Annotated in this window: 15 protein-coding genes; 12 read left to right on the top strand and 3 right to left on the bottom strand. The window is 70.4% G+C overall.

Annotation, left to right across the window (positions count from 1 at the left end; genetic code table 11):
• The first annotated feature begins 108 nt into the window (after window positions 1-108).
• The 5 genes from TU31_RS05260 to TU31_RS05280 all read left to right on the top strand — a co-directional run bounded on the left by TU31_RS05260 (window position 109) and on the right by TU31_RS05280 (window position 7,369).
• Complete coding sequence (locus TU31_RS05260; protein ID WP_042149524.1) at window positions 109-402, top strand: DUF503 domain-containing protein; 294 nt, start codon at window positions 109-111, stop codon at window positions 400-402.
• Between the two features lie 65 nt (window positions 403-467).
• The gene (gene rbfA, locus TU31_RS05265) at window positions 468-923 is read left to right on the top strand and encodes a 30S ribosome-binding factor RbfA (protein ID WP_042149527.1); all 456 of its coding nucleotides are present in this window, start codon (window positions 468-470) and stop codon (window positions 921-923) included.
• Window positions 920-1,849, top strand: a complete 930-nt coding sequence (gene truB / locus TU31_RS05270; RefSeq protein WP_042149532.1) for a tRNA pseudouridine(55) synthase TruB — start codon at window positions 920-922, stop codon at window positions 1,847-1,849. Before rbfA ends, truB begins: the two co-directional genes overlap by 4 nt.
• A gap of 321 nt (window positions 1,850-2,170) precedes the next feature.
• Window positions 2,171-6,226, top strand: a complete 4,056-nt coding sequence (locus TU31_RS05275) for a S1 family serine peptidase (protein WP_042149535.1) — start codon at window positions 2,171-2,173, stop codon at window positions 6,224-6,226.
• 195 nt (window positions 6,227-6,421) lie between these two features.
• Window positions 6,422-7,369 carry a bifunctional riboflavin kinase/FAD synthetase gene (locus TU31_RS05280; RefSeq protein ID WP_042149538.1) on the top strand — a complete coding sequence of 316 codons (948 nt, stop codon included), beginning with the start codon at window positions 6,422-6,424 and terminating at the stop codon, window positions 7,367-7,369.
• Window positions 7,370-7,821: 452 nt separating this feature from the next.
• On the opposite strand, the gene TU31_RS05285 is transcribed toward TU31_RS05280, so the two are convergent.
• From TU31_RS05285 to eccE, 3 genes are all read right to left on the bottom strand, one after another.
• Window positions 7,822-10,602 (bottom strand): SCO5717 family growth-regulating ATPase, encoded by a 2,781-nt coding sequence (locus tag TU31_RS05285; RefSeq protein ID WP_042149541.1) that lies wholly within the window; start codon window positions 10,600-10,602, stop codon window positions 7,822-7,824.
• A 332-nt stretch (window positions 10,603-10,934) separates the two neighbouring features.
• The gene (locus TU31_RS05290) at window positions 10,935-11,777 is read right to left on the bottom strand and encodes a hypothetical protein (RefSeq protein ID WP_042149544.1); all 843 of its coding nucleotides are present in this window, start codon (window positions 11,775-11,777) and stop codon (window positions 10,935-10,937) included.
• Complete coding sequence (gene eccE, locus TU31_RS05295) at window positions 11,777-13,003, bottom strand: type VII secretion protein EccE (protein ID WP_042149547.1); 1,227 nt, start codon at window positions 13,001-13,003, stop codon at window positions 11,777-11,779. Before eccE ends, TU31_RS05290 begins: the two co-directional genes overlap by 1 nt.
• A gap of 345 nt (window positions 13,004-13,348) precedes the next feature.
• Between eccE and TU31_RS05300 the strand changes: the two genes are divergently transcribed.
• The 7 genes from TU31_RS05300 (at window position 13,349) to TU31_RS05330 (ending at window position 20,778) form a co-directional block, all read left to right on the top strand.
• Window positions 13,349-14,944: a type VII secretion protein EccB gene (locus TU31_RS05300; RefSeq protein ID WP_042149550.1), complete on the top strand. Its 1,596-nt coding sequence runs from the start codon at window positions 13,349-13,351 to the stop codon at window positions 14,942-14,944.
• 363 nt (window positions 14,945-15,307) lie between these two features.
• Window positions 15,308-15,631 carry a WXG100 family type VII secretion target gene (locus TU31_RS05305; protein ID WP_042149554.1) on the top strand — a complete coding sequence of 108 codons (324 nt, stop codon included), beginning with the start codon at window positions 15,308-15,310 and terminating at the stop codon, window positions 15,629-15,631.
• Window positions 15,632-15,755: 124 nt separating this feature from the next.
• Entirely contained in the window at window positions 15,756-16,049 is a 294-nt protein-coding gene (locus TU31_RS05310) for a WXG100 family type VII secretion target (protein ID WP_018093366.1), read from the top strand.
• Window positions 16,050-16,238: 189 nt separating this feature from the next.
• Window positions 16,239-17,519 carry a type VII secretion-associated serine protease mycosin gene (mycP, locus tag TU31_RS05315; protein ID WP_042149560.1) on the top strand — a complete coding sequence of 427 codons (1,281 nt, stop codon included), beginning with the start codon at window positions 16,239-16,241 and terminating at the stop codon, window positions 17,517-17,519.
• On the top strand, window positions 17,512-17,817 hold the full coding sequence (locus TU31_RS05320) for a hypothetical protein (RefSeq protein ID WP_042149563.1): 306 nt from the start codon (window positions 17,512-17,514) through the stop codon (window positions 17,815-17,817). The genes mycP and TU31_RS05320 overlap by 8 nt, the downstream gene beginning before the upstream one ends.
• 44 nt (window positions 17,818-17,861) lie before the next feature.
• Window positions 17,862-19,373 (top strand): WXG100 family type VII secretion target, encoded by a 1,512-nt coding sequence (locus TU31_RS40205; RefSeq protein ID WP_158894260.1) that lies wholly within the window; start codon window positions 17,862-17,864, stop codon window positions 19,371-19,373.
• An 88-nt stretch (window positions 19,374-19,461) separates the two neighbouring features.
• Entirely contained in the window at window positions 19,462-20,778 is a 1,317-nt protein-coding gene (locus TU31_RS05330) for a S8 family peptidase (RefSeq protein ID WP_042149567.1), read from the top strand.
• Window positions 20,779-20,838: the final 60 nt, after the last annotated feature.

Consider the following 20,838-nt stretch of genomic DNA (forward strand, 5'->3'; position numbering starts at 1 on the left):
GGGCCGGTCGGCGGAAGATATTTCCGTCGATCGGCCCCGGCCGTTCCGTGTACGGTTCGAAAAGACAACGGACTCCTAAGGCCCCACGGGTGGCTCGACCCGTCTTGCATGTACGTAGGGACGCTGTCCTTCGACCTGCTTCTCGGCGACGTACGGTCGCTGAAGGAGAAGCGCTCCGTCGTCCGCCCGATCGTCGCCGAGCTGCACCGCAAATTCGCGGTGAGCGTCGCGGAGGTCGGGGACCAGGATCTGCACCGCAGGGCCACCATCGGCCTGGCGGTGGTCTCCGGGGACACGGGGCATCTCACCGAAATCATGGACCGCTGCGAGCGCCTGGTCGCCGCACGGCCCGAAGTGGAGCTGCTGTCGGTACGCCGACGGCTGCACGGCGACGACGACTGACCTGATGACCAGGCATCCCGTCGCCGGCGGAAGCACAATTGTGGAAGAAAGAAGGAGACGGACCAGTGGCCGACAATGCGCGGGCGAAGAAGCTGGCGGACCTCATCCGGGAGGTGGTCGCCCAGAAGCTGCAGCGCGGTATCAAGGACCCGCGGCTCGGTTCGCATGTGACCATCACGGACACCCGGGTCACCGGCGACCTGCGGGAGGCTACGGTCTTCTACACGGTCTACGGGGACGACGAGGACCGCGCCAGCGCCGCCGCCGGACTGGAGAGCGCCAAGGGCATCCTGCGCTCCGCGGTCGGTGCGGCGGCCGGCACGAAGTTCACGCCGACCCTGGCGTTCGTGGCGGACGCCCTGCCGGAGAACGCCAAGACCATCGAGGACCTGCTCGACAAGGCACGGGCCTCGGACGCCAAGGTGCGCGAGGTCTCCTCGGGCGCGCAGTACGCCGGTGAGGCCGATCCGTACCGCAAGCCGGGCGAGGACGAGGACGACGAGGGCACCGCGGCAGAATGAAGCGTGAGAGCAACAAGCCGGGCGGGCTCGTCATCGTCGACAAGCCGTCCGGCTTCACTTCGCACGACGTGGTGGCGAAGATGCGCGGTATGGCGCGTACCCGCCGGGTCGGGCACGCGGGCACGCTCGACCCGATGGCCACGGGCGTCCTCGTCCTGGGCATCGAGCGGGCCACCAAGCTGCTGGGCCATCTCGCGCTGACGGAGAAGGAGTACGTCGGCACGATCCGGCTCGGTCAGACGACCGTCACCGATGACGCCGAGGGCGAGATCACCGCGTCGAAGCCGGCGCACGGCCTCGCCCGCGAGGACATCGACGCGGGCGTCGCCGAGCTGTCCGGCGCGATCATGCAGGTGCCGTCCAAGGTCAGCGCCATCAAGATCAACGGCAAGCGCTCGTACTCGCGGGTCCGCGAGGGCGAGGACGTGGAGATCCCGGCCCGCCCGGTGACCGTCTCCTCGTTCGTGGTGCACTCCGCGCACGAGACCGAGGCCGAGGACGGCACCCCGGTGACCGACCTGCTGGTCTCCGTCGAGTGCTCGTCCGGTACGTACATCCGCGCGCTGGCCCGCGACCTGGGGGCCGGGCTCGGCGTCGGCGGCCATCTGACCGCGCTGCGCCGCACCCGCGTCGGCCCGTACAAGCTGGACCGGGCGCGCACGCTCGAACAGCTCCAGGCGGCGGTGGACGACGCCGAGGGCGAGGGCCTGCCGGTCATGCCGCTCGGTGACGCGGCCGCCGCGGCGTTCACCCGCTGGGATGTCGCCGAACCGCAGGCGCGGCTGCTGCTCAACGGTGCGCGGATCCCGATGCCGCGCTTCGAGGGCGACGGCCCGATCGCGGCCTTCGGGCCGGACGGCACGTTCCTGGCACTGGTGGAGAACCAGGGCGGGAAGGCCAAGAGCCTGGCGGTGTTCGCCCTCTAGGGCGGGCTCATTGCCTGACACCGGGGCCGGGGCCGGGCGTGGAAACGCGCTCCGGACCCGGCCTTCCGCGTATCCGCCTCCGGGCGCCGACCGCCCCCGGAGGCGGCGAGGGCACCCGGGCCGCCCGCACGGCGCCGGCACCGGCCCTGCGCCACCCTCCCCCTCCCCCCTCCGCTCCGACAGGTTCCGGCCATTCACTCATTCGGTGAGGCGCTCGGAGTGAATCAAGGAGTGGACGGGGGCGCGTTGGCCGGCTGCTCTCCCGCGGCGATCACCGCCTGCTTACCGTGCGGAGAACGGGACAGGGCGAGAGGACCGACGATGGCGTTGCTGGATGCCGATGCGGACGCGGCACTGGTGCGGATCCGCGATCTGGCAGGTCGGACGCGGGGTACGGGCTTCCTCGCGGACCACGACGGCACCGTGGTCACCAGCCACGAAGCGGTGGACGGTGCGGCACAGCTGGTGCTCCAGCCCATGGCGGACGGTGCGGGCGGGGGTGCGGCCGGGGGCGGCGGATGGACCTGCCTGGTGGCGGCCGATGCGATCACGCCCCTTCCGGAAGCCGGGCTCGCCCTCGTACGGACCGACAGCTTCGGGCCGCACCGGCTCGCGCCGCTGCCCCTCGCCACGCGCCGGCCGGCCCCGGACACCCGCGCCCGGCTCTGGGCGGGCGGCTGGCTGGACGGCACGGTCGTCGGGCCCGGCTCCGGAGTGATGTACACGGCCGCCGCACGCGTCCATCTGCTCGACGAAACGCTGGAACTCGGCCTCTGCGCGGGCGGGCGGGAGGCGCTGCGGCTGGGCGGTCCCGCGATCGGCGGGCCGGTGCTGGACGCCCGGACGGGCGTGGTGCTCGCGGTCCTCGGCACCGCGCTGCATCCCCAGGCCCCCGGTGGCTTCCGGACGGGGCAGGCCCCCGGGCGCCGGGCGGACGGCTTCGCGATTCCGCTGCGCGCGGTCGCCGAGGCCGCGCCAGGCCCGCTCGCCGCCCTGCTGGAGCGCAACGCGCGGACCGTCCCGGCCTACGGCAGCGAGCTGAATCCGGCCGGTGCGCGGCATCTCGCCGAGGTGGCGCTGGGCTCCGCCACGCGGCCACGACTGTGGCGCGAGCCGGTCGAACGGCCGGAGGTGGCGGCGGAGTTCACCCGTTTCGGGGCCGACGACGGGACGGCGGGCGCACGGGTGCTGGGGCTGGTGGGGGAGCCCGGGACCGGGCGCAGCACCGAACTGGCCGGGCTGGCCGCCCGCCGCGCGCAGGGCCCCGCGCCCGCCCCGACCGTCTGGCTGCGCGGTGCGGAACTGCGGTCCGATGACGACGGCGTCCGCAGCGCGGTCGAGCGTGCGCTGCGCTCCGCGGGCCGGACCGTCGCCGCCGCGGAGCGTACGGCCGGTGATCCGGCGGACACCACGGCGCAGGGCGTGGCCCGGGCGGCGGCCGCGGCCGGAAGTCCGCTGCTCGTACTGCTCGACGGGCCGGAGGAGATGCCGACGGGCCTGCTGCGGCGGCTGGCCGAGTGGACCGGGGCGACGGCCGACTGGCTGGGGACGGCCGGGGTGCGGCTGGTGATCGCCTGCCGCCCCGAGTACTGGGAGCGGGCCGGTGTGCTCTTCCCGCCCGGTCTGCTGCACCGGCCGCACCGTCCGGTGCCTGCGCTGCCCGCCTGTGTGGAGCTCGGCGACCTTCCCCAGGAGGCCGCGGAGCGCGCCCGCGCCCGCTACGGCCTGCCGTCCGGCACACCGGCCGCACCGGACGCCCGCCATCCGCTGGCCCTGCGGCTGCTCGCGGAGGTGCGGGCGGCGCTGCCCAAGGGGGACGAGGCCGGGCGGGACGGCGGCATCGGCTCGCCGGACCGCCACCAGATCTTCGACGCCTACCTGGACCTGGTGTGCCTGCGTATCGCCGTACGCATCGCGGCCGCGCACCGGCCCGCACTGCGCGGCACCGCCGTCCGCCGGCTGGCCGCCCAGGTCGCCGGCCAGGTGCACGAGGCGGCCCGCCGCTGCCTCGGCCCCGGTCCCGGAGCGCTGGACCGTACGTCCTTCGAGGAGGTCTTTCCGCGGGCGGCCGGCTGGGCCTCCGCGGTGCTCGCCGAGGGGCTGCTGATCCCGGCCGGCACCGGATACCGCTTCGCGCACGAGGAGTTCGCGGAGTGGCTCCAGGGCGCCCATGCCGATCTCGATCTGCTGCCCGTCCCCGGACACCGCGTGGGGCCGGTCGTCCAGGCGCTGCTGCGGCTCGCCGGACGCGAGGGCTCGGTGCAACTGACGTTCCGGCTGGCGGAGTTGGTGCCGATGGCCACCGCCCCCGCCGCCGGAACACCGGCCCCGCACGCCGTGGACGGCCGCTGGTGGGCCGCGCGAGTGCTGTCCGGGGTGCTGCTCCGGGTCCCCGATGCGAGGCCGTACACGGGCGTACTGCGGCTGCTCGCCGACCGGATCACCGAACGGTCCCTCCGGACGGGCGGGTTCGCGCACACCGGACTGGAGGCCTTCGGCCCGTGGTTCTGGGAGCGGCTGGCGCTGGCGGACGAGGACCGGATGGATCTGTTGCGCCGTCTGCTGCCGGCGGACGGGCCGCCGGCCGGGGCGGGCCGGGTGTCGGGTGGGGGAGCGCGGGGCGGGGCGGAGCGGGGTGGCCCGGGGGGCGAGGCGGATCGTGCGCCGCTCGGACCGCCGCGGCCGCGGGGGCGGGGGCGGGCGTCGGCGTCCGTGGCCGGCGCCGCGGCCGGAGGCACATCCGACGCGTCGACCGGCTCGTCCTCGACCGGCTCGTCTTCGACCGGCTCGTCCTCGTCCCGCCCGTTGCCGTCCGGCCGGACGGCGGGCGATCTTCTGCCGTCCGGCGACGGTCCGGCCCCCGCCCTGCCGTCCGACGACGGTCCGGCCCCCGGCCACGCCTTCGCCCCGCCCCCGCGGGTACGCGTCCACCCCGCCGACGACGCGTCCGTCGGCCGGTGGGACGGTGAGCCCCCGCCGGGCGGGGCGCACCCGAGCGGAACGCCCCGCCCCGCCTCCGGGACGGGCACCGGCGACGGGCCGCCCGGAGGGGCCGGCGGGGCGGCCGGGGCCGGTGCGCCGCGCTCGTCGCGCTTCCTCGACGCCGCGGCCGAGCTGCTGTGCGCGGACCCGGAGCGGATGCAGCCGCTGCTGTGCGCCTGGTTCGACGACACCCGGCCGCTGCAGCGCCTCGGGGGCGACGAGGGCGACGGCCCGGCCCGCCGCGCCCTGCCCCCTGAGATCACCGTGGCCGCCGCCGCGCAGGCCCTGCTGCACACCCACCGCCGGCCGGCGCTCGACGCGCTCACGGAGGCGCTGGTGGAGGCCGCGCACCCCAAGGGCGACGAGCTGATGGACGCGCTCGCCGAGGACGAGCCGGCGGCGGTGTGCCGGGCCGTGGACCGCTGGGCCCACGACACCCGCCCCGAGCGCCGGGCCGCCGCCGCGTCCTACGGTCTGCGGGCCGCCCCGTACGTCACCGCCGCGGCCGACCGCGCCCTGCTGCGCTACGCCGCCCTCTGCCTGCTCGCCCGGACCGCGGACAGCGCCCACCACGGCTCCGCGCTCGCCCTGCTCGTCGGCGACCCGGCCACCCGGGACCGCTTCCTGGACCGGGCGCTGGCCCGCTTCGTGGCGGGGGATCCGCAGCTGCCGCCCACGGCGTTCCGGGCCGCTCTCACCGACCATCCCGGGCCGGTGCTGGACGCCTTCCGGGCCCGGCTGGTCGGTGGCGCGGGTCCGCCGGTGGCCGCCGGGCTGCTGCGGATGCTCGCCCGCACCGAGGAGCCGGTGCTCGCCGGCCGCATCGACGGCCTGGTCCGCGACTGTGCCCGGCACTGCCCCGACCGGGCCGCGCGCCCGGTCGCGGAGTTCGTCGAGTGCCGCCTGGAGCGCGGACCGGCCGCCCGCGCGGCGCTCCGCCCGCTCGCTGCCGAGCTGCTGACCGGATACCCCGTACCGGTCCGGTGCGCGCTCGCGGCGGTGGTGGCCGAGGTCGGCTCCGGCGACTCGGCCCCGTTGCGCCGTGAGCTGCTGGAGGTGCTGCTGGCGCAGGAGGCGTCGCACGCGGCGCCGCACGGCGGGTACGAGGAGACCGGCCCGGATACCCGAGTGCTGGAGGCACTGCTACAGACGGCCGCCGAGGGAGCGGAGCGGCGGCCGGCCGAGCGCACCCGGGAGCTGGTGCACCGCACCGGGACGCTGCTGGTCCGTACGCCCGAGGGCGCGGCCCGCTTCGACCGGCGGCTGGTGGAGCTGGGGCGGCGGGTGCCCGGCTTCGCACGTCGGGTACAGGACTGGGTGGCGGACGAGCCGGGGGAGTGGGCGGCGGTGGTGGGGCCCGGTGCCCGGGCCACGCTCGCCGGATGCCACAGCTGACCGGCGGGTGGAGCGGGCCGGAGAGGTGCTCCGGCCGGTGTGGCGGCCCCGCCGCGCGCCCGCGGTCCCGGCGGTGGGCGGTTGCGCTGAGCCACCCTTCGCGTGGAGCACCACCCGCGGCATGGCAGTCTTAGACCTGCGCCATGCCGACGTGGCGCAATGGACGGACAAGGGTTCGGGCGAGGAGCGGGCACAGTGCAGCGCTGGCGTGGCTTGGAGGACATCCCCGAGGGCTGGGGGCGCAGCGTCGTCACCATCGGCTCGTACGACGGAGTACACCGCGGCCACCAATTGATCATCGGCAAGGCCGTCGCGCGCGCCCGTGAGCTGGGGATTCCCGCGGTGGTCGTCACCTTCGACCCGCACCCGAGCGAGGTCGTGCGGCCCGGCACCCACCCGCCGCTGCTGGCTCCGCACCACCGGCGTGCGGAGCTGATGGCCGGTCTGGGGGTGGACGCGGTACTGATCCTCCCGTTCACCAAGGAGTTCTCGAAGCTGTCCCCGGCCGACTTCGTGGTCAAGGTGCTGGTCGACAAGCTGCACGCCCAGGTCGTCGTCGAGGGCCCCAACTTCCGCTTCGGGCACAAGGCGACGGGCAACGTCGAGACCCTGGCCGAGCTCGGGATCACCTACGACTACACCGTCGAGGTCATCGACCTCTATGAGCGCGGTGCGGCGGGCGGCGGCGAGCCATTCTCCTCCACGCTCACCCGCCGGCTGGTGGCCGAGGGCGAGGTGGCCGGTGCGATGGAGGTCCTCGGACGGCCGCACCGCGTCGAGGGCGTCGTCGTCCGCGGTGCCCAGCGCGGCCGCGAACTGGGCTTCCCCACGGCCAATGTGGAGACCCTGCCGCACACCGCCATCCCGGCCGACGGGGTCTACGCCGGCCTGCTCCAGGTGGAGGGCGAGGCGATGCCGGCGGCCATCTCGGTCGGCACCAACCCGCAGTTCGACGGCAAGACCCGCACCGTCGAGGCGTACGCCATCGACCGCGTCGGCCTGGACCTGTACGGCCTGCATGTCGGAGTGGACTTCCTCGCCTACATCCGCGGCCAGGAAAAGTTCGACACACTCGACGCCCTGCTGGAGCGGATGGCGGTCGACGTGAAGCTGGCGCGGGGGCTGATCGCGGCGGCGGGTTGAGCGACGGGGCGGGCGGGGCGGCGGACGAGGTCTGCGGCGGATGAGCTCTGCGGCGGACGAGGTCTGTGGCTCGCAGCGCCGCTTGGTGGACTTCCGCCGGCTCGTCTTCGGGGCTCCTGCTGGGCCGCTGCTGGGCCACTGCTGGGGGTTGCTTCCGCTGCCTTGCCTCTTGGGGGCCGCCGCCTCCTCCACCCCCCCCGGTAGTTTTTTCCCCGCCGCCCACCCCCCCTTCGGGGGGTGGGCGGGTGTAGAGGTGCGGTTTGCTCTGAGCGGCGGGCGCAGAAGTGCCGCAATTTCGAGAGGGGCGGGCCGGCGTCCTCTCCCCCAACTTGGCTGATTCCGCCCGGAGTTGGGCCGGGACCGGTTCACTCGTCCGAGGGATGACGTGATACAGGGCGGGGCCCGGCACTTGAGAGGTGCCGGGCCCCGCCCCGTATTGCGTTACGCCCGCCTCACTGCGGAGGCGGCTGCTGCTGCCACCCGGGCGCCAGACCTGGCCCCTCCGGCTGCGGTGCGTCCGGAGCGGGCTGTTGCTGCTGCCAGTGGGCCGGCGGCTGGCCCTGCTGCGGCTGCTGGGTCCAGCCACCCTGCTGCGGCGGGTAGCCGGCCGGCGGCTGGCCCTGTTGCGGCTGCTGCGGCTGGCCCTGCTGGGCGTACTGCTGCTGCGCGTAGGGGTCGCCGCCCATCTGCTGCTGGGCGTACGGATCGCCGCCCATCTGCTGCTGCGGGTACATGCCCTGCGCCTGCTGCGCCCGCGCGAAGTCCTCGGCCACCAGGGCGGAGAGGTTGAAGTACGCCTCGCGGGTCTTGGGCCGCATCATGTCGAGGTCGACCTCGGCACCGGCGGCGAGATGCTCGTCGAAGGGGACGACCACGACACCGCGGCAACGGGTCTCGAAGTGCGACACGATGTCATCGATCTTGATCATCTTGCCGGTCTCACGGACACCGGAGATGACCGTGATGCCGCGCTGCACCAGGTCGGCGTAGCCGTGCGCGGACAGCCAGTCCAGGGTGGTGCTCGCGCTGCTGGCACCGTCCACGGACGGGGTGGAGATGATGATCAACTGGTCCGCGAGATCGAGGACTCCGCGCATCGCGCTGTAGAGCAGACCGGTGCCCGAGTCGGTGAGGATGACCGGGTACTGCTTGCCGAGGACATCGATCGCCCGCCGGTAGTCGTCGTCGTTGAAGGTCGTCGAGACGGCCGGGTCGACGTCGTTGGCGAGGATCTCCAGGCCCGAGGGGGCCTGCGAGGTGAACCGGCGGATGTCCATGTAGCTGTGCAGATGCGGGATCGCCTGCACCAGGTCACGGATGGTCGCACCGGTCTCCCGGCGCACCCGTCGGCCGAGCGTGCCGGCGTCCGGGTTGGCGTCGATCGCCAGGATCTTGTCCTGCCGCTCGGACGCGAGCGTGGAGCCCAGGGCGGTGGTCGTGGTGGTCTTGCCGACGCCGCCCTTGAGGCTGATCACCGCGATCCGGTAGCAGGACATCACCGGCGTACGGATCAGCTCCAGCTTGCGCTGCCGCTCCGCCTCTTCCTTCTTCGCGCCCAGCTTGAACTTGGACGGCTGGGCATTGGCACCCGGCTTGCGCTTCTTGGGCTGGTTGCGCAGCAGCCGGTCGGAGGTCAGCTCGACGGCGGCGCTGTAGCCGAGCGGCGCGCCGGGGGCGGCCCGCTGCTGAGGCTGCTGCTGGCCCGGCTGCGAGTACGAGGCGTAGTTGGCCGCGGCGTTCGGGTCGCCGGCCTGCTGACCGGGCAGCGGCTGGTACTGCGCCTGCTGGGGCTGGGCCTGTTGGGCCTGTGCCTGCTGCGCTTGCTGAGCCTGCTGGGCCTGCTGGGCTTGCTGTGCCTGCTGGGCTTGCTGTGCCTGGGCTTGTTGGGCCTGCGCCGCCTGGGCCTGTGCCTGGGCGGCCTGAGCCTGTGCTGCCTGCTGGGCGGCGTGCTGCTGGGGGTAGCCGGCCTGCGCCTGGCCCTGCTGCGGGTAGCCCTGCGCACCGGTCTGCGGATAGCCGTACGCCGACTGCTGCGCGGCCGCGTGAGGCTGCTGTGCGTGGGGCTGCTGCTGGGCCTGCTGGGGGTAGCCGTACGCGGGCTGCGGATAGCCGTAAGCGGGCTGTTGCTGCTGCGCGGGCGCGCCCTGCTGCTGTTGCGGGTAGCCGGCCTGCTGGGCGTGCTGCCCCTGGGGGTACCCGGCCTGCGGCTGTCCCGCCTGCTGGGCGTGCGGCTGCGGCTGCGCCTGAGGGTGCTGCTGGGCCTGCTGCGGCTGCTGCTGAGCGGCCTGAGCTTGGGCCTGTGCCGTCCGCGGGTCCGCGGGCTGGTACTCGGCCGGCAGCGGCGGCAGCGCGCCCTGTCCGGGCACACCCTGCTGCTGACCGTCCGCCGCGGCACCCCAAGGAGCGCCCTGCTGCGGCACTCCTTGCTGCGGAACGCCCTGCTGGGGGGCCTGCTGCGGAGCCGCCTGCGGGGGCATCGCCTGCTGCGGAACGCCCTGCTGCGGTACGCCCTGCTGAGGGGCCGTCTGCTCCGGAACCCCCTGCTGCGGCACACCCTGTACGGGCATGCCCTGCTGGGGCACGCCCTGCTGCGGCTGCTGCTGGGCCGGGGCGGGCTGCGCCTCCGGCATGGCCGCCTCGGGGGCGGGCTGCGCGGGCACCGCGGCCTCAGGGGCCGGGGCGCTCTCCTCGACGGGGGCGGGCGCGGCCGAGGTCTCCGGCTGCGGCGCCGCCTCGGTGGACGTGACCTCGGGCTCGGACGCGTTCGTCGCCTCCGGCTCGTCGTCCTCGTCGTCGTCCCAGAGCGAGGCCGACGGATCGGTGCCCGTGCCCATACGCCGATTGCCGGTGCCGGCACCCTCGTTCGCGGCCGGCGCGGGCTCCGAGGGAGTCTCCACCGGGTCAGGGGCAGTGGCGGCGACCGGGGCGTCATTGCCCGTTTCCTGGGGGCGCAGCGTCGGGAATCCCGGCGGCGCGGCCTCCGCGGGCCCGGGGAGCGGCTGGCCCAGGGGCTGTCCGACGGGGGGCTGGGCCCCGGCGGCCGGAGTGACGGACGAAGACACAGGAGGAGCCGCGGACGAGGCGCCGGCGCTCGCGCCGCCACCACTGGTGTCGTTGCTCGCGTACCAGGCCGGTGCGGCGAAATCGATCTTGAACTCACCGGTCAGGTCGAACTCGGACTGGTCGTCGTCAGGATCGTTTCCGTCCGGACGGAAAGCCTCCTGCTCGTTCACTGTGCCTCCTGGTGTACTGCAACGCACCTGAACGGCAGGACCGGATACAGGCGGATCGATCGGATGTAGCGGAAGTCGGAACACACCACCCGGGGTTGCGCCAACACTAGCTGTCTCCATCCCCGTATCGACTGCCGTCATGCTGTGCTCCTGCGGCTGTCCCACACAGCCTAATCAAGAGTCGGCGCATAACGGCAGTCGATGTCATGTCGTCTTCATACCCTTCGCACGCTTACGGGCGCACCCGTGGATGCGCCCGTAGGTCGTGCCCCGTGGCCGGTTGCGGACGCGCTGCGCACAGCGCTTCGCGGGCGACCGGCCCGGAATGACGGTCAGTCCATCCGGCGCGGCCCGCCGAGCAGGTTGGTCTCCGCTTCCGTCGGCTGCGTCATGACGAACTGGTGGCCATCGCGCGAGCACCACAGCATGGCGTTGTCGCTGAGCGTCGGCAGCACCGCGCCGACCTGCTCCGGCAGCCGCATGATTCGCGTCACAACCTCCGCCTCTTCGGGCGAAAGCCGCTGGAGACCGACCAGATCGGCGCGGCTGAGCATCTGTGGCGACCGCGGCCCGAGGAACGGCAGCACGGTCAGCACCGACTGCCAGGGGCTCGGGGCGAGCTGATTGCGCGGCGGGCGTGCGCCCATGTCCCGTACGACCAGCACCGGGCTGGAAACCGACGGGCCCTGGGGTGCGATCTGGCGTACGTCATGGACCGACACACACTGCTGTCCGCCGCCCGCGGCCTGTGCCATCTGGCCCCAGGCCGGCGGCCGCGCGGTCTCGACCGCGACCCGGGCACCGACGGCGACCGTGCGCAGCGCCAGTACCTGCGCCATCCACATGCTGCCGACCAGCGCGATCTCCATCGGCGCGGGCCGCAGCAGGCTCAGCACGGCGGGCTGGTTCTGCGGGTCGATGCCGATGATCACGCCGTCGTCGCCGACCGGGAGGGTCAGTGAGGCGAGCGATTCGGCCGTCAGCACATGGGGGCTGCGCCGCGGACCGCGCAGGCCGTAACCGGGCCTCGGCTTCGGACCGGTCGGCCCCGACTGGTCCTCGTCCGGGCGCGGCTGGTGCGAGAGCCGCCCGCCGCCGTCGCCGCCGCCGAGCGGGGGATTGCGCCAGCCGTTGCCGCTGGTGTTGACACGGGGCTGATAGGTGGGAGAGGCCATCAGCGGGTACCTCCGAGGGGAAGCGTGGCCAGCAGGCCGGGCAGCTGTTCCCGGTCGAGCCGTACGAGGCCGACCTTCACGGAACCGGAACGGCGCTCCAACTCGCTCTGTGCGGCGGTGAGTTCGTTCTCGCTGCGGGTGGAAAGACGGACGTAGCCCGAGATGGCCGGGGCGCGGCCGCTGCCGTGTGTGGCGGTCAGCGCGAAGGTGCTGGCCATCGCCCTGGTGCTGGTGAGCAGCTGGGTGACGGCCGCCAGCGGCGCACCGCCCTGGCCCAGTTGGGGCCACCGGCCGATCCAGTACGTGGAGTGCCAGCGGTCGTCGCAGCGCATCGCCCGGGTCGTCTCCTGGGTGCGGCGGGCGGCTCGTCCCTCGCGTCCCATCGCGCCGTTGGCGGCCCGCGGGCTGACGCACACCGCGGTGCCGATCGCGGCCACCACCTCGCGCTCGGCGAGCACCTTGGCGCGTACCCCGTGCGCGGTCAGCCGGCTGACGAGCTGGTCGGCGGCGCGCAGCAGCGAACGCTTGGCGCCCTCCATCCCGCCGCCGCGGGCCTCGATCGCCTCGGAGCACAGCTCGGGGTCGAGCTTGAGCGCGATCCACGTCAACTGGAGCGCGGGCGTCTGGGCCTGGGCCTGGAGCGGTGCGTACGAGCGGGCCGCGACGGCCTGTTCGGGCAGGTGCGGGGCCGGCGCGGGCTGGGTGTACTGGACGAACTGCACCGACTCCAGGTGGATGTCCTCGATGTCGAGCGCGGTGTGCAGCACCTCGAGCGGCAGCATGTGGCTGCCGCGCTCCGGGCGCAGCGGCTCGTCACGGGCGTCCACCTGGACGAGGGCGGTCAGGAACGTGCCGTCGCCGACGAACCCGATGGCGCGCTGATCCGACTCGGTCGTGAACTCGTAGGTGCGCAGCGCCGGTTCGCACTCCACCACCGGGGCGATCGCCGGGTCGACGCCCTGGGTGGCCGCGAGCGCGGAGGCGCTCTCCTTGCCGCGGCGCTTCATGGCGCGCACGGTGGTGATCCATTCCGGCAGCGGAATCCTCCGCCGCCGGCCGAGCGCGAAAATGACCAGAACTGCCGCGATCACAATGGCCGCGGTCAGTGCGGCCGGGTGGATGGACCAGCCCACCAGTACCAGGGCCGCGGCGAGTTCGATGATGGCCAGCTGCTGAACGCGGACCCCGCCGATGGTTCCGGCCTGTTGGCGCAGCCGCGGTGCCACCGGACCTGCCGGGCGGGCCGCGGAACCCCGGCCGCCATTTTCTCTGTTGCCCGGAGCTGTGCCGTTTTGGCCAGCATTTCCCGCGTATTGCGGTGCAGCGGAAGGCTGTTGCTGCTGTTGCCGCCCGTTGCGGCGTCGAGCCCTGGTGGCGCTGGACATCCCCCGGCCTGCTCCTCTACTGGTGGTGTGGGCCTCTAGGCGTATCGGCCGCCGCTGAGACTGGTGCGTTGGAAGGTGGCACCCGTACCGTACGGGTCGATCGACACACGGCATAGTAGAGGGCGCTACGGCGTGAGTGCCGGGGGCGGTCGATGTGGATCCGACAGGCGGGGAGAGAAAGCAACAATGGCATCACGTCGGGACGAGCTGAATGCGTATTCGTTCGCTCGAAAGCGCACGAATGCGGCATTTCTGAAGCCGCTGCCGAACGGTTCGATCGAGAGTGCTCCCAGGCCCCTGAAGGCGGTGGTGCCGAGCATCATGATGGGGGTCGTGATGCTCGTGGGATTCGGTGCCTGCGGCATTCTCAAGCCTGTTGCCCCGCAAGGCTGGGACGAGGTCGGAAAGAATGTCATCGTCGGGGACAAATCCACCACGCGTTATATCGTCCTGAAGCAGGGCAAGCAGAAACTGCTGCACCCGATCCTTAACCTCGCCTCCGCCCGGCTCCTTATCGACCCGAAGTTCACGGTGGTCAAGGTCAAGGAATCCGAACTGGACGGAAAGATCCCGCACGGACCGGCCATCGGTATTCCCTACGCCCCCGACCGGCTGCCCACCACGGAGGACGCCGACACACCCAAGACCTGGGCGGTGTGCAACCGTCCCGGAAGCGGCCTCAACAGCAAGCCCCAGCAGTCCGTGTTCATCCTGGGCGGCAAGGACAAGCAGGCCGTCGAGGGCAAGGGCAAACTCGGCCCGAGCCAGGCGCTGTTCGTCGAGGACCCCCAGCACAAGAAGTGGCTGGTCGACAGCGAGGGCAAGGCATTCGAGTTCAACGGGGGGAGTGAAGCGGTCAACGACACCCTGCGCCGCATCATCTTCCGTTCCGCCAAGCCGCAGCCGGTGTCGCAGGACTTCATGGACACCCTCCTCGTGCTCCCGCCCAAGCTCGGCATCAGCATGCCCATGGTCCCCGGGGCGGGGGGCCAGACCACCGACCCGAAGGTCCCGGCACGGGCCAGGACCGTCGGTTCGATCCTCCAGGACAGCAGCGGCCAGAAGTACGTCGTGGAGCAGGACGGCGTCGAGCAGGTGACGGACTTCGTGGCGAACCTTCTGGAGGAGGGCGCGAACGCCGACAAGCTGCACAGTGACGGTTCGCGGGTCAAGCCCGAACAGATCGCCGTCAACAGCATCGACCCGAAGCGGGACGACTCGGATAACCCGACGTACTTCATGGGGAAGTTCGGCACGTTTCCTTCCCCGTGGCCCACCGAGAGCCTCTCGGTGGCCAACGAATTCGAACACGGCTCCCAGACCGGCGGACTGACCCGTCCCACCCGGAACGGCGTCTCGTGCAGCGTTTACAACGGCAAGAACATCAAGCTGCCGGGCGGCGAGGAGAAGCAGCTCGGATACAAGAACGGCGTGCCGGACATGCAGACCTGGGTCGGCAGCGACTACCCGGTCAAGATTGCCACCGGAGCCAACTCGTACGTCACCCCCGGCAGCGGCCTGCTTTACACGGAGGTGCGCACCTCCGCTTCGACGAGCGGCAGCCAGTTCCTGATCACCGACACCGGACTGCGCTATCCGCTGCCGAGGAACAACGACAGCGAAAGCAAGGCCGGCAAGGCCGATGACGAACAGGACAAGGCGAAGGTCCACCTCGGTTACGAGGGCACGCATCCGCCGCTGATCCTGAAGGCGTGGTCCGAACTCCTCTCCACCGGCCCGTCGCTGGACATTCAGAGCGCCAAGAAGCCGCAGTCGTCCTGATATGAGCGAAGGCCGCGCCGAGTCCTGGAAAGGGACATTCGGCGCGGCCTTCGGCGTACTCCGGATTCCGCCGCCGCGGTTTTCCCGCCGGGATCGCGACGGCCTTCTCGGTGTGATCTTCACCGTCCGGGAGTGTTGACGAATGACCGATAGCGGCGCATCTGTCCGTTTCCCGTGAACGACGTTTCGCTGACGGCCAGTTGACATTGTTGTGATCCCGTCACAACAGTCCTCCCCCCTGTTGGGGACAGGCATATCGAGTGGTTAAAGTAGCCAAAGGCGTCAGCAGGAGATGCCTGCCGCGCGAGCGCCTGTGGCTGCCCGGTGCGGTACGACGTACGAGTCTCATGGGGGACGTTGACTATGGCTGGTCAGCAGTACACAACCACCGAGGAGGAGATGGTCGCGTTCAGCGGCAAGATCTCCTCGGTCAACCAGTCGATCCAGGGCGAGATTTCGCGCCTGAACACGGTCGTCGACACCATCACGTCTGGGTGGAAGGGTGCTGCGGCCTCCTCGTACAACCAGCTCCAGTCGCAGGTGAACGAGGACGCCAACCGTCTCAACCAGCTCCTGGCTGAGATCAAGGAAGCGATCGACGAGACCACCAAGAACTACTCCGCCTCCGAAGAGGAGCAGGCGCAGTCGATCTCGCACATCTCCGCCTCGGCTTCCCCGTTCGGATGATGGGGCCGCGCCGCTGACCGTGGCGCAACGGCCCAGCCGCCGCAGCCCGGGCCCGCCGGTCACATCCGCCGGCCCGCTGTGGTGTGCGAATCGACCAGGCATCATCAACTCCTGAGGAGACACCATGTCAGGCCAGATCCTCGTTAATTTCGCGACGATCTCGCAGGCCAGTTCCGACGTGCGCGGGACGGCCAACAACATCCGCCAGCAGCTGGACGACCTCGAGGCGGGCGTCAAGAAGATCGCCGCCAGCTGGGAAGGTGCGGCGCAGGAGGGCTACCAGGCCCGCCAGCGCGAGTGGGACCAGCGTGCCGCCTCCCTGCACTCGACGCTCGAGGCCATCGCCAAGGCGCTGGACCAGGCCGCCCAGAACTACCAGGCCACTGAGCACAAGAACTCCGGCATCTGGGGAGGCTGACCTCCGGTCAGTCGAGCCGGAGACGGCCAGACCTGAGCAGCCCGGCTGCTCGCACAGTGGTCCATGAGGGCGAGCGCGCTGCATCAGTGCGCTCGCCCTTCTGCCGTCCACCACTCCTCCACCCCTCCGCCTCCGTCTCCTCACCTTTCGTTCCTGCCCAATTCGCCACACATGGAGAGCAGAAAGCCCGTGGGATCTCGCGCCATTGGTCACCGAGCCGGGCACCGTCGCCGAGCGGCGGGTGCGCTGGTCACGGCGGCGTGCATCGTCGGCCTGTCGAGTGCCACCGCCGCACCGGCGGTCGCGGACCCGAACGTTCCGCTCAACAGTGGTGAGTGCAAGTTCGGCACCAACGACATCAAAGAGACCCCCTGGTCGCTCCAGCGCCTCCTGACCAATCAGATGTGGGCCGACACCAGGGGCAAGGGCGTCCGGGTCGCCGTCATCGACACCGGCATCGATGCGGGCAACTCGCAGATCAAGCCCAACATCGAAGGCGCCGGCAAGAAGTTCGTCTCCGGTGCCGGCAAGCCGACCGTCGATCAGGTCGGACACGGCACCAAGGTCGCGGGCATCATCGCCGCCCGCCCGAAGCTGGGTTCGGGTTTCTACGGAATCGCCCCCGAAGCAAAGGTCATTCCGCTACAGCAGACCAGCGAAGAGAAGGCCGGCACCGCCGACAGCCTCGCCGCCGCCATCGATTACGCGGTCCGGCTGAAGGTCAACATCATCAACGTTTCTCAGGGCACGGACGCCGGCGAGGAAAAGCTGGGCCCCCTCAAGGCAGCGATCCAGCGAGCCGCCCAACAAAACGTCCTCATCGTCGCGTCGGCCGGAAACGACGGCGCGAGCGGCAAGGTAAAGAATATGTACCCCGCCGCTTTCCAGCAGTTCGAGAATGTGCTGTCCGTTGCCGCCTCGGACCGCAACAACGAGCGCGCCCCCTTCTCCCAGCCGGGATCCTGGGTCGACATCGCCGCGCCGGGCGTGAACATGGTCTCCACCGTCCCCGACGGCGGTAACTGCGTCGACCAGGGCACCAGCTTCGCCGCACCCTACGCCGCGGGCGCCGCGGCCCTCCTCATCGCGAAGCACCTGAACGAGGTCCCGAAGTGGACCCCGAAGCAGGTCATCTGGCACCTGGAGAAGACCGCGGAGCGCGTGCGCCCGAAGGCGGACCAGAACATCGGCTGGGGCGTCGTCGACCCGGTCGCCGCCCTCAACGACGACACCAGGCCCACCGCCTCACCCCAGCCGGACAAGCCCTCCAACGCGGCTGACGGCTCCAACATCCAGCCGGCCGCCGTCACCATCGGAGAATCCACCGAGGAACGGCGCGCCCGCATCTCCATCTACATCGTCGGTGGCGGACTTCTTGCCGTCGCCGCGGTCGTCGGCTCCTCGATCGCCATCCGCGACTGGCGCCGCAAGACCGGACTGACATCTCACGGGGAGGCCAGTAATGGCTAAGGAATACCGCGTCGATCTGGACGCCTTGGACCAGGTGGTCAAGGAGCTGAACGGTGTCCTGAAGGACATGAACGGGACCAAGGGTAAGGCCGGTAGCGGGACTTACCTGCCGTCAAGTGCTTTGGGTAAGAAGTATGCAGAGCACGAAATGCTGCACACAGCTCACAGGGACATGAAGAAATTCATCGACGACGAGATCGTCGGCAAGATCGAGAAGCTGGTCGAGGATTTCGGTCAGAAGTCCAAAAAGACGAAGGAAGCCTACGACGACGCCGAGCACGAGAACAAGATCCACTGACGGTGGTCGGCTGATCGCCGACTGAAGAAAAAGGGGGCCCACAGGTGGGTGAAGGAAAGAGCGGCGTGCCTGAAGAAAGGTACGAGAGCTATCGGCATGTGACGGACTTCAACCAGAGCAACTTCAATGGTCTGAAGGACATGCTCGATGGTGCCGATCCCGAAGTTCTTTACTCTGTCGCTCAGCACTGGCAGGACCTTGCCGACGACTTGGAGACACACAAGAAGAGTTTCTCCAAGGCCGTAGACAAGGTGATGGAACACTGGCAGGGCGAGTCCGCTGAACGCTTCCAGAAGAGGGCTCGGCAGATCATCGCGAACTTCGAGACCGGGAAACCTTGGTGCACTCACACGGCGAAGGTCATGGACGAGTCGGCCAAGGCCCTTCAGACGGCCATCAACAAGGTCAGGATGAAGGAGGAAACCTGGGAACTCGGCGACCTCAATGACTGGGGTTGGGACATCTCCGACGATGATCTCGACGAAGCGCTCAAGAGGGGCGAAGACGCCACGGGTCTCCTGGAGGCGAACAAGGACAGGCTCGACGATGAGCAGACGCTTCGGCTCGAGTCGACCATCGCCATGGAGCAGTTGGGCTCGTCGTTTGTGAGGGCTTCGAAGGCGCTGAAGGCGCCAACGCCGGGGGACCTTCGTGGCCGAGACGACAAGATCCCCGATCACCAAAAGGACCCGTCAAACGATCCAGGCGCCATTAACACGCCCATGATTCCGACGGGTGGTGGACCGAAGGGTGGCGGGGGTGGACTCAAGCTCCCCAAGCGGGGCGCGAACTCCGGTAGCACCCCCAAGATGCCCAGCCCCCCGAGCCTCAAGCATCCGGGTGTCAGCGGTGGCCTGGGAGAACTGAAGCCTAAGGGGCCCACTGTGGGGACTGGCCTTGACGGCCTCCACGATGGACCCAGCGGCGGCCTCAAAGCCCCCAGTGGCCCCGGTGGTGGCGGTCTCCACGCGCCAAGCGGCGGTGGTCCCGGCGGTGGGCCTGGCTTGTCAGGCATGCCGGGCGGCATGCCTGGCCCTGGCGGTCTCAAGAGCGGTGGCCCTGGCGGTCTCAAGGGCGGAGCCCCTGGGGGGCTCAAGGGTGCTGGCCCCGGCGGTCTCAAGAGTGGTGGCCCTGGCGGTCTCAAGGGCGGCGCACCCGGTACCACCTCGGGCGGTGCCCACTCGGGGGGCCGTGCCGGCATGCCCGGCATGGCCGGCGCACACGGTGGTGGCGCAGGCAAGGGCGCCGGTGGCGGGGGTGTCAGCGCCGGCGGTGCCCAAGCGCGGCAGAAGGGCGGGATCATCGGGTCGCCCGGTGGTAAAGCCAGCGGCGGAGGACAGGGGGGATCCGGCCTGCACCGCAGTCGAGGGGGAACTGCCTCCGGGGCCAATTCGGGTAGCGGACGTCGCCCGGCAGGCATGATGGGTGGCATGCATGGTGCGCCCGGTGCCAGGGGCGAGGGCGGAGGGGGTGACGCGAGCCGTCCTGACTACCTCGTGGAAGACGAGGAAACCTGGACGGCCAAGCGTAATGTGGCTCCCCCGGTCATCGAGTAGGAACGGCCGGTCAAGCAATCGGCGGACGTGCTTGGGGCCCGCAGCCCCTCGGGCTGCGGGCCCCAACTCTGTAGGAAGGTGTTACGGCATGAGCTTCACGCGGACGCTGCGTGTGGTGGGCGGCGCGGTGGTGGCGGGGGCGCTGCTCTTCGGCACCGCGCCGGTTGCATCGGCAGATCAGGTCAGGAAAGACCAGTGGCCGTTGACGGTCTTCGGAGTTGACGACATTTGGAAGGTGTCAACAGGCAAGGGCGTCACGGTTGCGGTTATCGACGACCCGGTAGACGGAAGCCACCCTGATCTAAAGGGAAGTGTGCTTCCCGGAAAGAGTTTCCTCCCCGGTGGGGGAACGGCAGATCATCCGAACCAAGAGTATGAGCATGGCACTGCCATGGCTTCGCTCATCGCAGGGCACGGGCACGGTCCTGCGGGATCCGACGGGGTCAAGGGGCTGGCACCTGATGCCAAGATCCTTCCTGTAGGAATTTATCTTGGGAACAGCAGCGGGGTGAAGAAGTCCTATGCCGAACCCTTGAGGTATGCCGTCGACCACGGTGCGAAGGTCGTCAACATGTCGTTCGAGGTTTACGAGGATACGTCACCTGCTGAAAAGGCAGCTGTTGAATATGCCCGGAAGCATGACGTCCTGGTAGTTGCTGCATCGGGAAACTCTGGCTCCAGCATTCCTCGCAATCCATCAGCAGTACCTGGGATCCTCGCTGTGGGGGCGATGGACATCGACCTGAAGGTTTGGAAGTTCTCTAACTACGGGTCGCATATCAGGCTGTTGGCCCCAGGAGTTCACATCCGCTCAGCGGGTGTCGAAGACCCGTACAGGCTGGCCAACGGCACGTCCGACGCCACCGCCTACGTGTCTGCCACAGCGGCCCTTCTACGCCAGAAGTTCCCAGACCTGACCGCTGGCCAGATTGCCAATCGCCTGGTGAAGACCGCCATTTTGCCGGACAGCATGAAGGGCAAGAAGCTTCCCGACCCACACTACGGTTACGGCATTGTCAATCCCTGGCAGGCGCTCATCAAGAAGATGCCCGCGGGATCGGAGAACGGGCCGTTGCCTGCCCTCAAGGATGGCTCGTCCAAGGCATCCGGTAACGGCAAGGGCGCTCAGCAGGCAACTGAGAGCGATAAGGGTATGAGTACAGGCGTCATCATCGGCATTGTCGGTGGTGTGGTCGGCCTCCTCGTCGTTGTACTGATTGTTGTGCTGGTGGTCAAGAAGAAGAGCGGCCGTAACGGTCCGCCTCCGGGTGGCCCTGGTGGCTTCGGGGGGCCTGGTGGCTCCGGTGGCTTTGTGCCGCAGCCGCCGAACCCGGGGTACCAGCAGCAGCCGAGCGCGCCCGGTGTGTATCCGTCGGCGCCGCCCACGCAGCCGCCGGGGCAGTAATTCCGAACTTGTTTCATCAAAGGTGCGGCCCGCAGCTTTCGAGCTGCGGGCCGCACTGTT

Source organism: Streptomyces lydicamycinicus, assembly GCF_000829715.2.
Taxonomy (GTDB): Bacteria; Actinomycetota; Actinomycetes; order Streptomycetales; family Streptomycetaceae; genus Streptomyces; species Streptomyces lydicamycinicus.

Bases quoted from the DNA above. Each gene is read 5' to 3' on its own strand.
- TU31_RS05260 (WP_042149524.1), top strand. From the start codon at position 109: ATGTACGTAGGGACGCTGTCCTTCGACCTGCTTCTCGGCGACGTACGG.
- truB (WP_042149532.1), top strand. From the start codon at position 920: ATGAAGCGTGAGAGCAACAAGCCGGGCGGGCTCGTCATCGTCGACAAG.
- TU31_RS05275 (WP_042149535.1), top strand. From the start codon at position 2,171: ATGGCGTTGCTGGATGCCGATGCGGACGCGGCACTGGTGCGGATCCGC.
- TU31_RS05290 (WP_042149544.1), bottom strand. From the start codon at position 11,777: ATGGCCTCTCCCACCTATCAGCCCCGTGTCAACACCAGCGGCAACGGC.
- TU31_RS05300 (WP_042149550.1), top strand. From the start codon at position 13,349: ATGGCATCACGTCGGGACGAGCTGAATGCGTATTCGTTCGCTCGAAAG.
- TU31_RS05305 (WP_042149554.1), top strand. From the start codon at position 15,308: ATGGCTGGTCAGCAGTACACAACCACCGAGGAGGAGATGGTCGCGTTC.
- TU31_RS05310 (WP_018093366.1), top strand. From the start codon at position 15,756: ATGTCAGGCCAGATCCTCGTTAATTTCGCGACGATCTCGCAGGCCAGT.
- TU31_RS05320 (WP_042149563.1), top strand. From the start codon at position 17,512: ATGGCTAAGGAATACCGCGTCGATCTGGACGCCTTGGACCAGGTGGTC.
- TU31_RS05330 (WP_042149567.1), top strand. From the start codon at position 19,462: ATGAGCTTCACGCGGACGCTGCGTGTGGTGGGCGGCGCGGTGGTGGCG.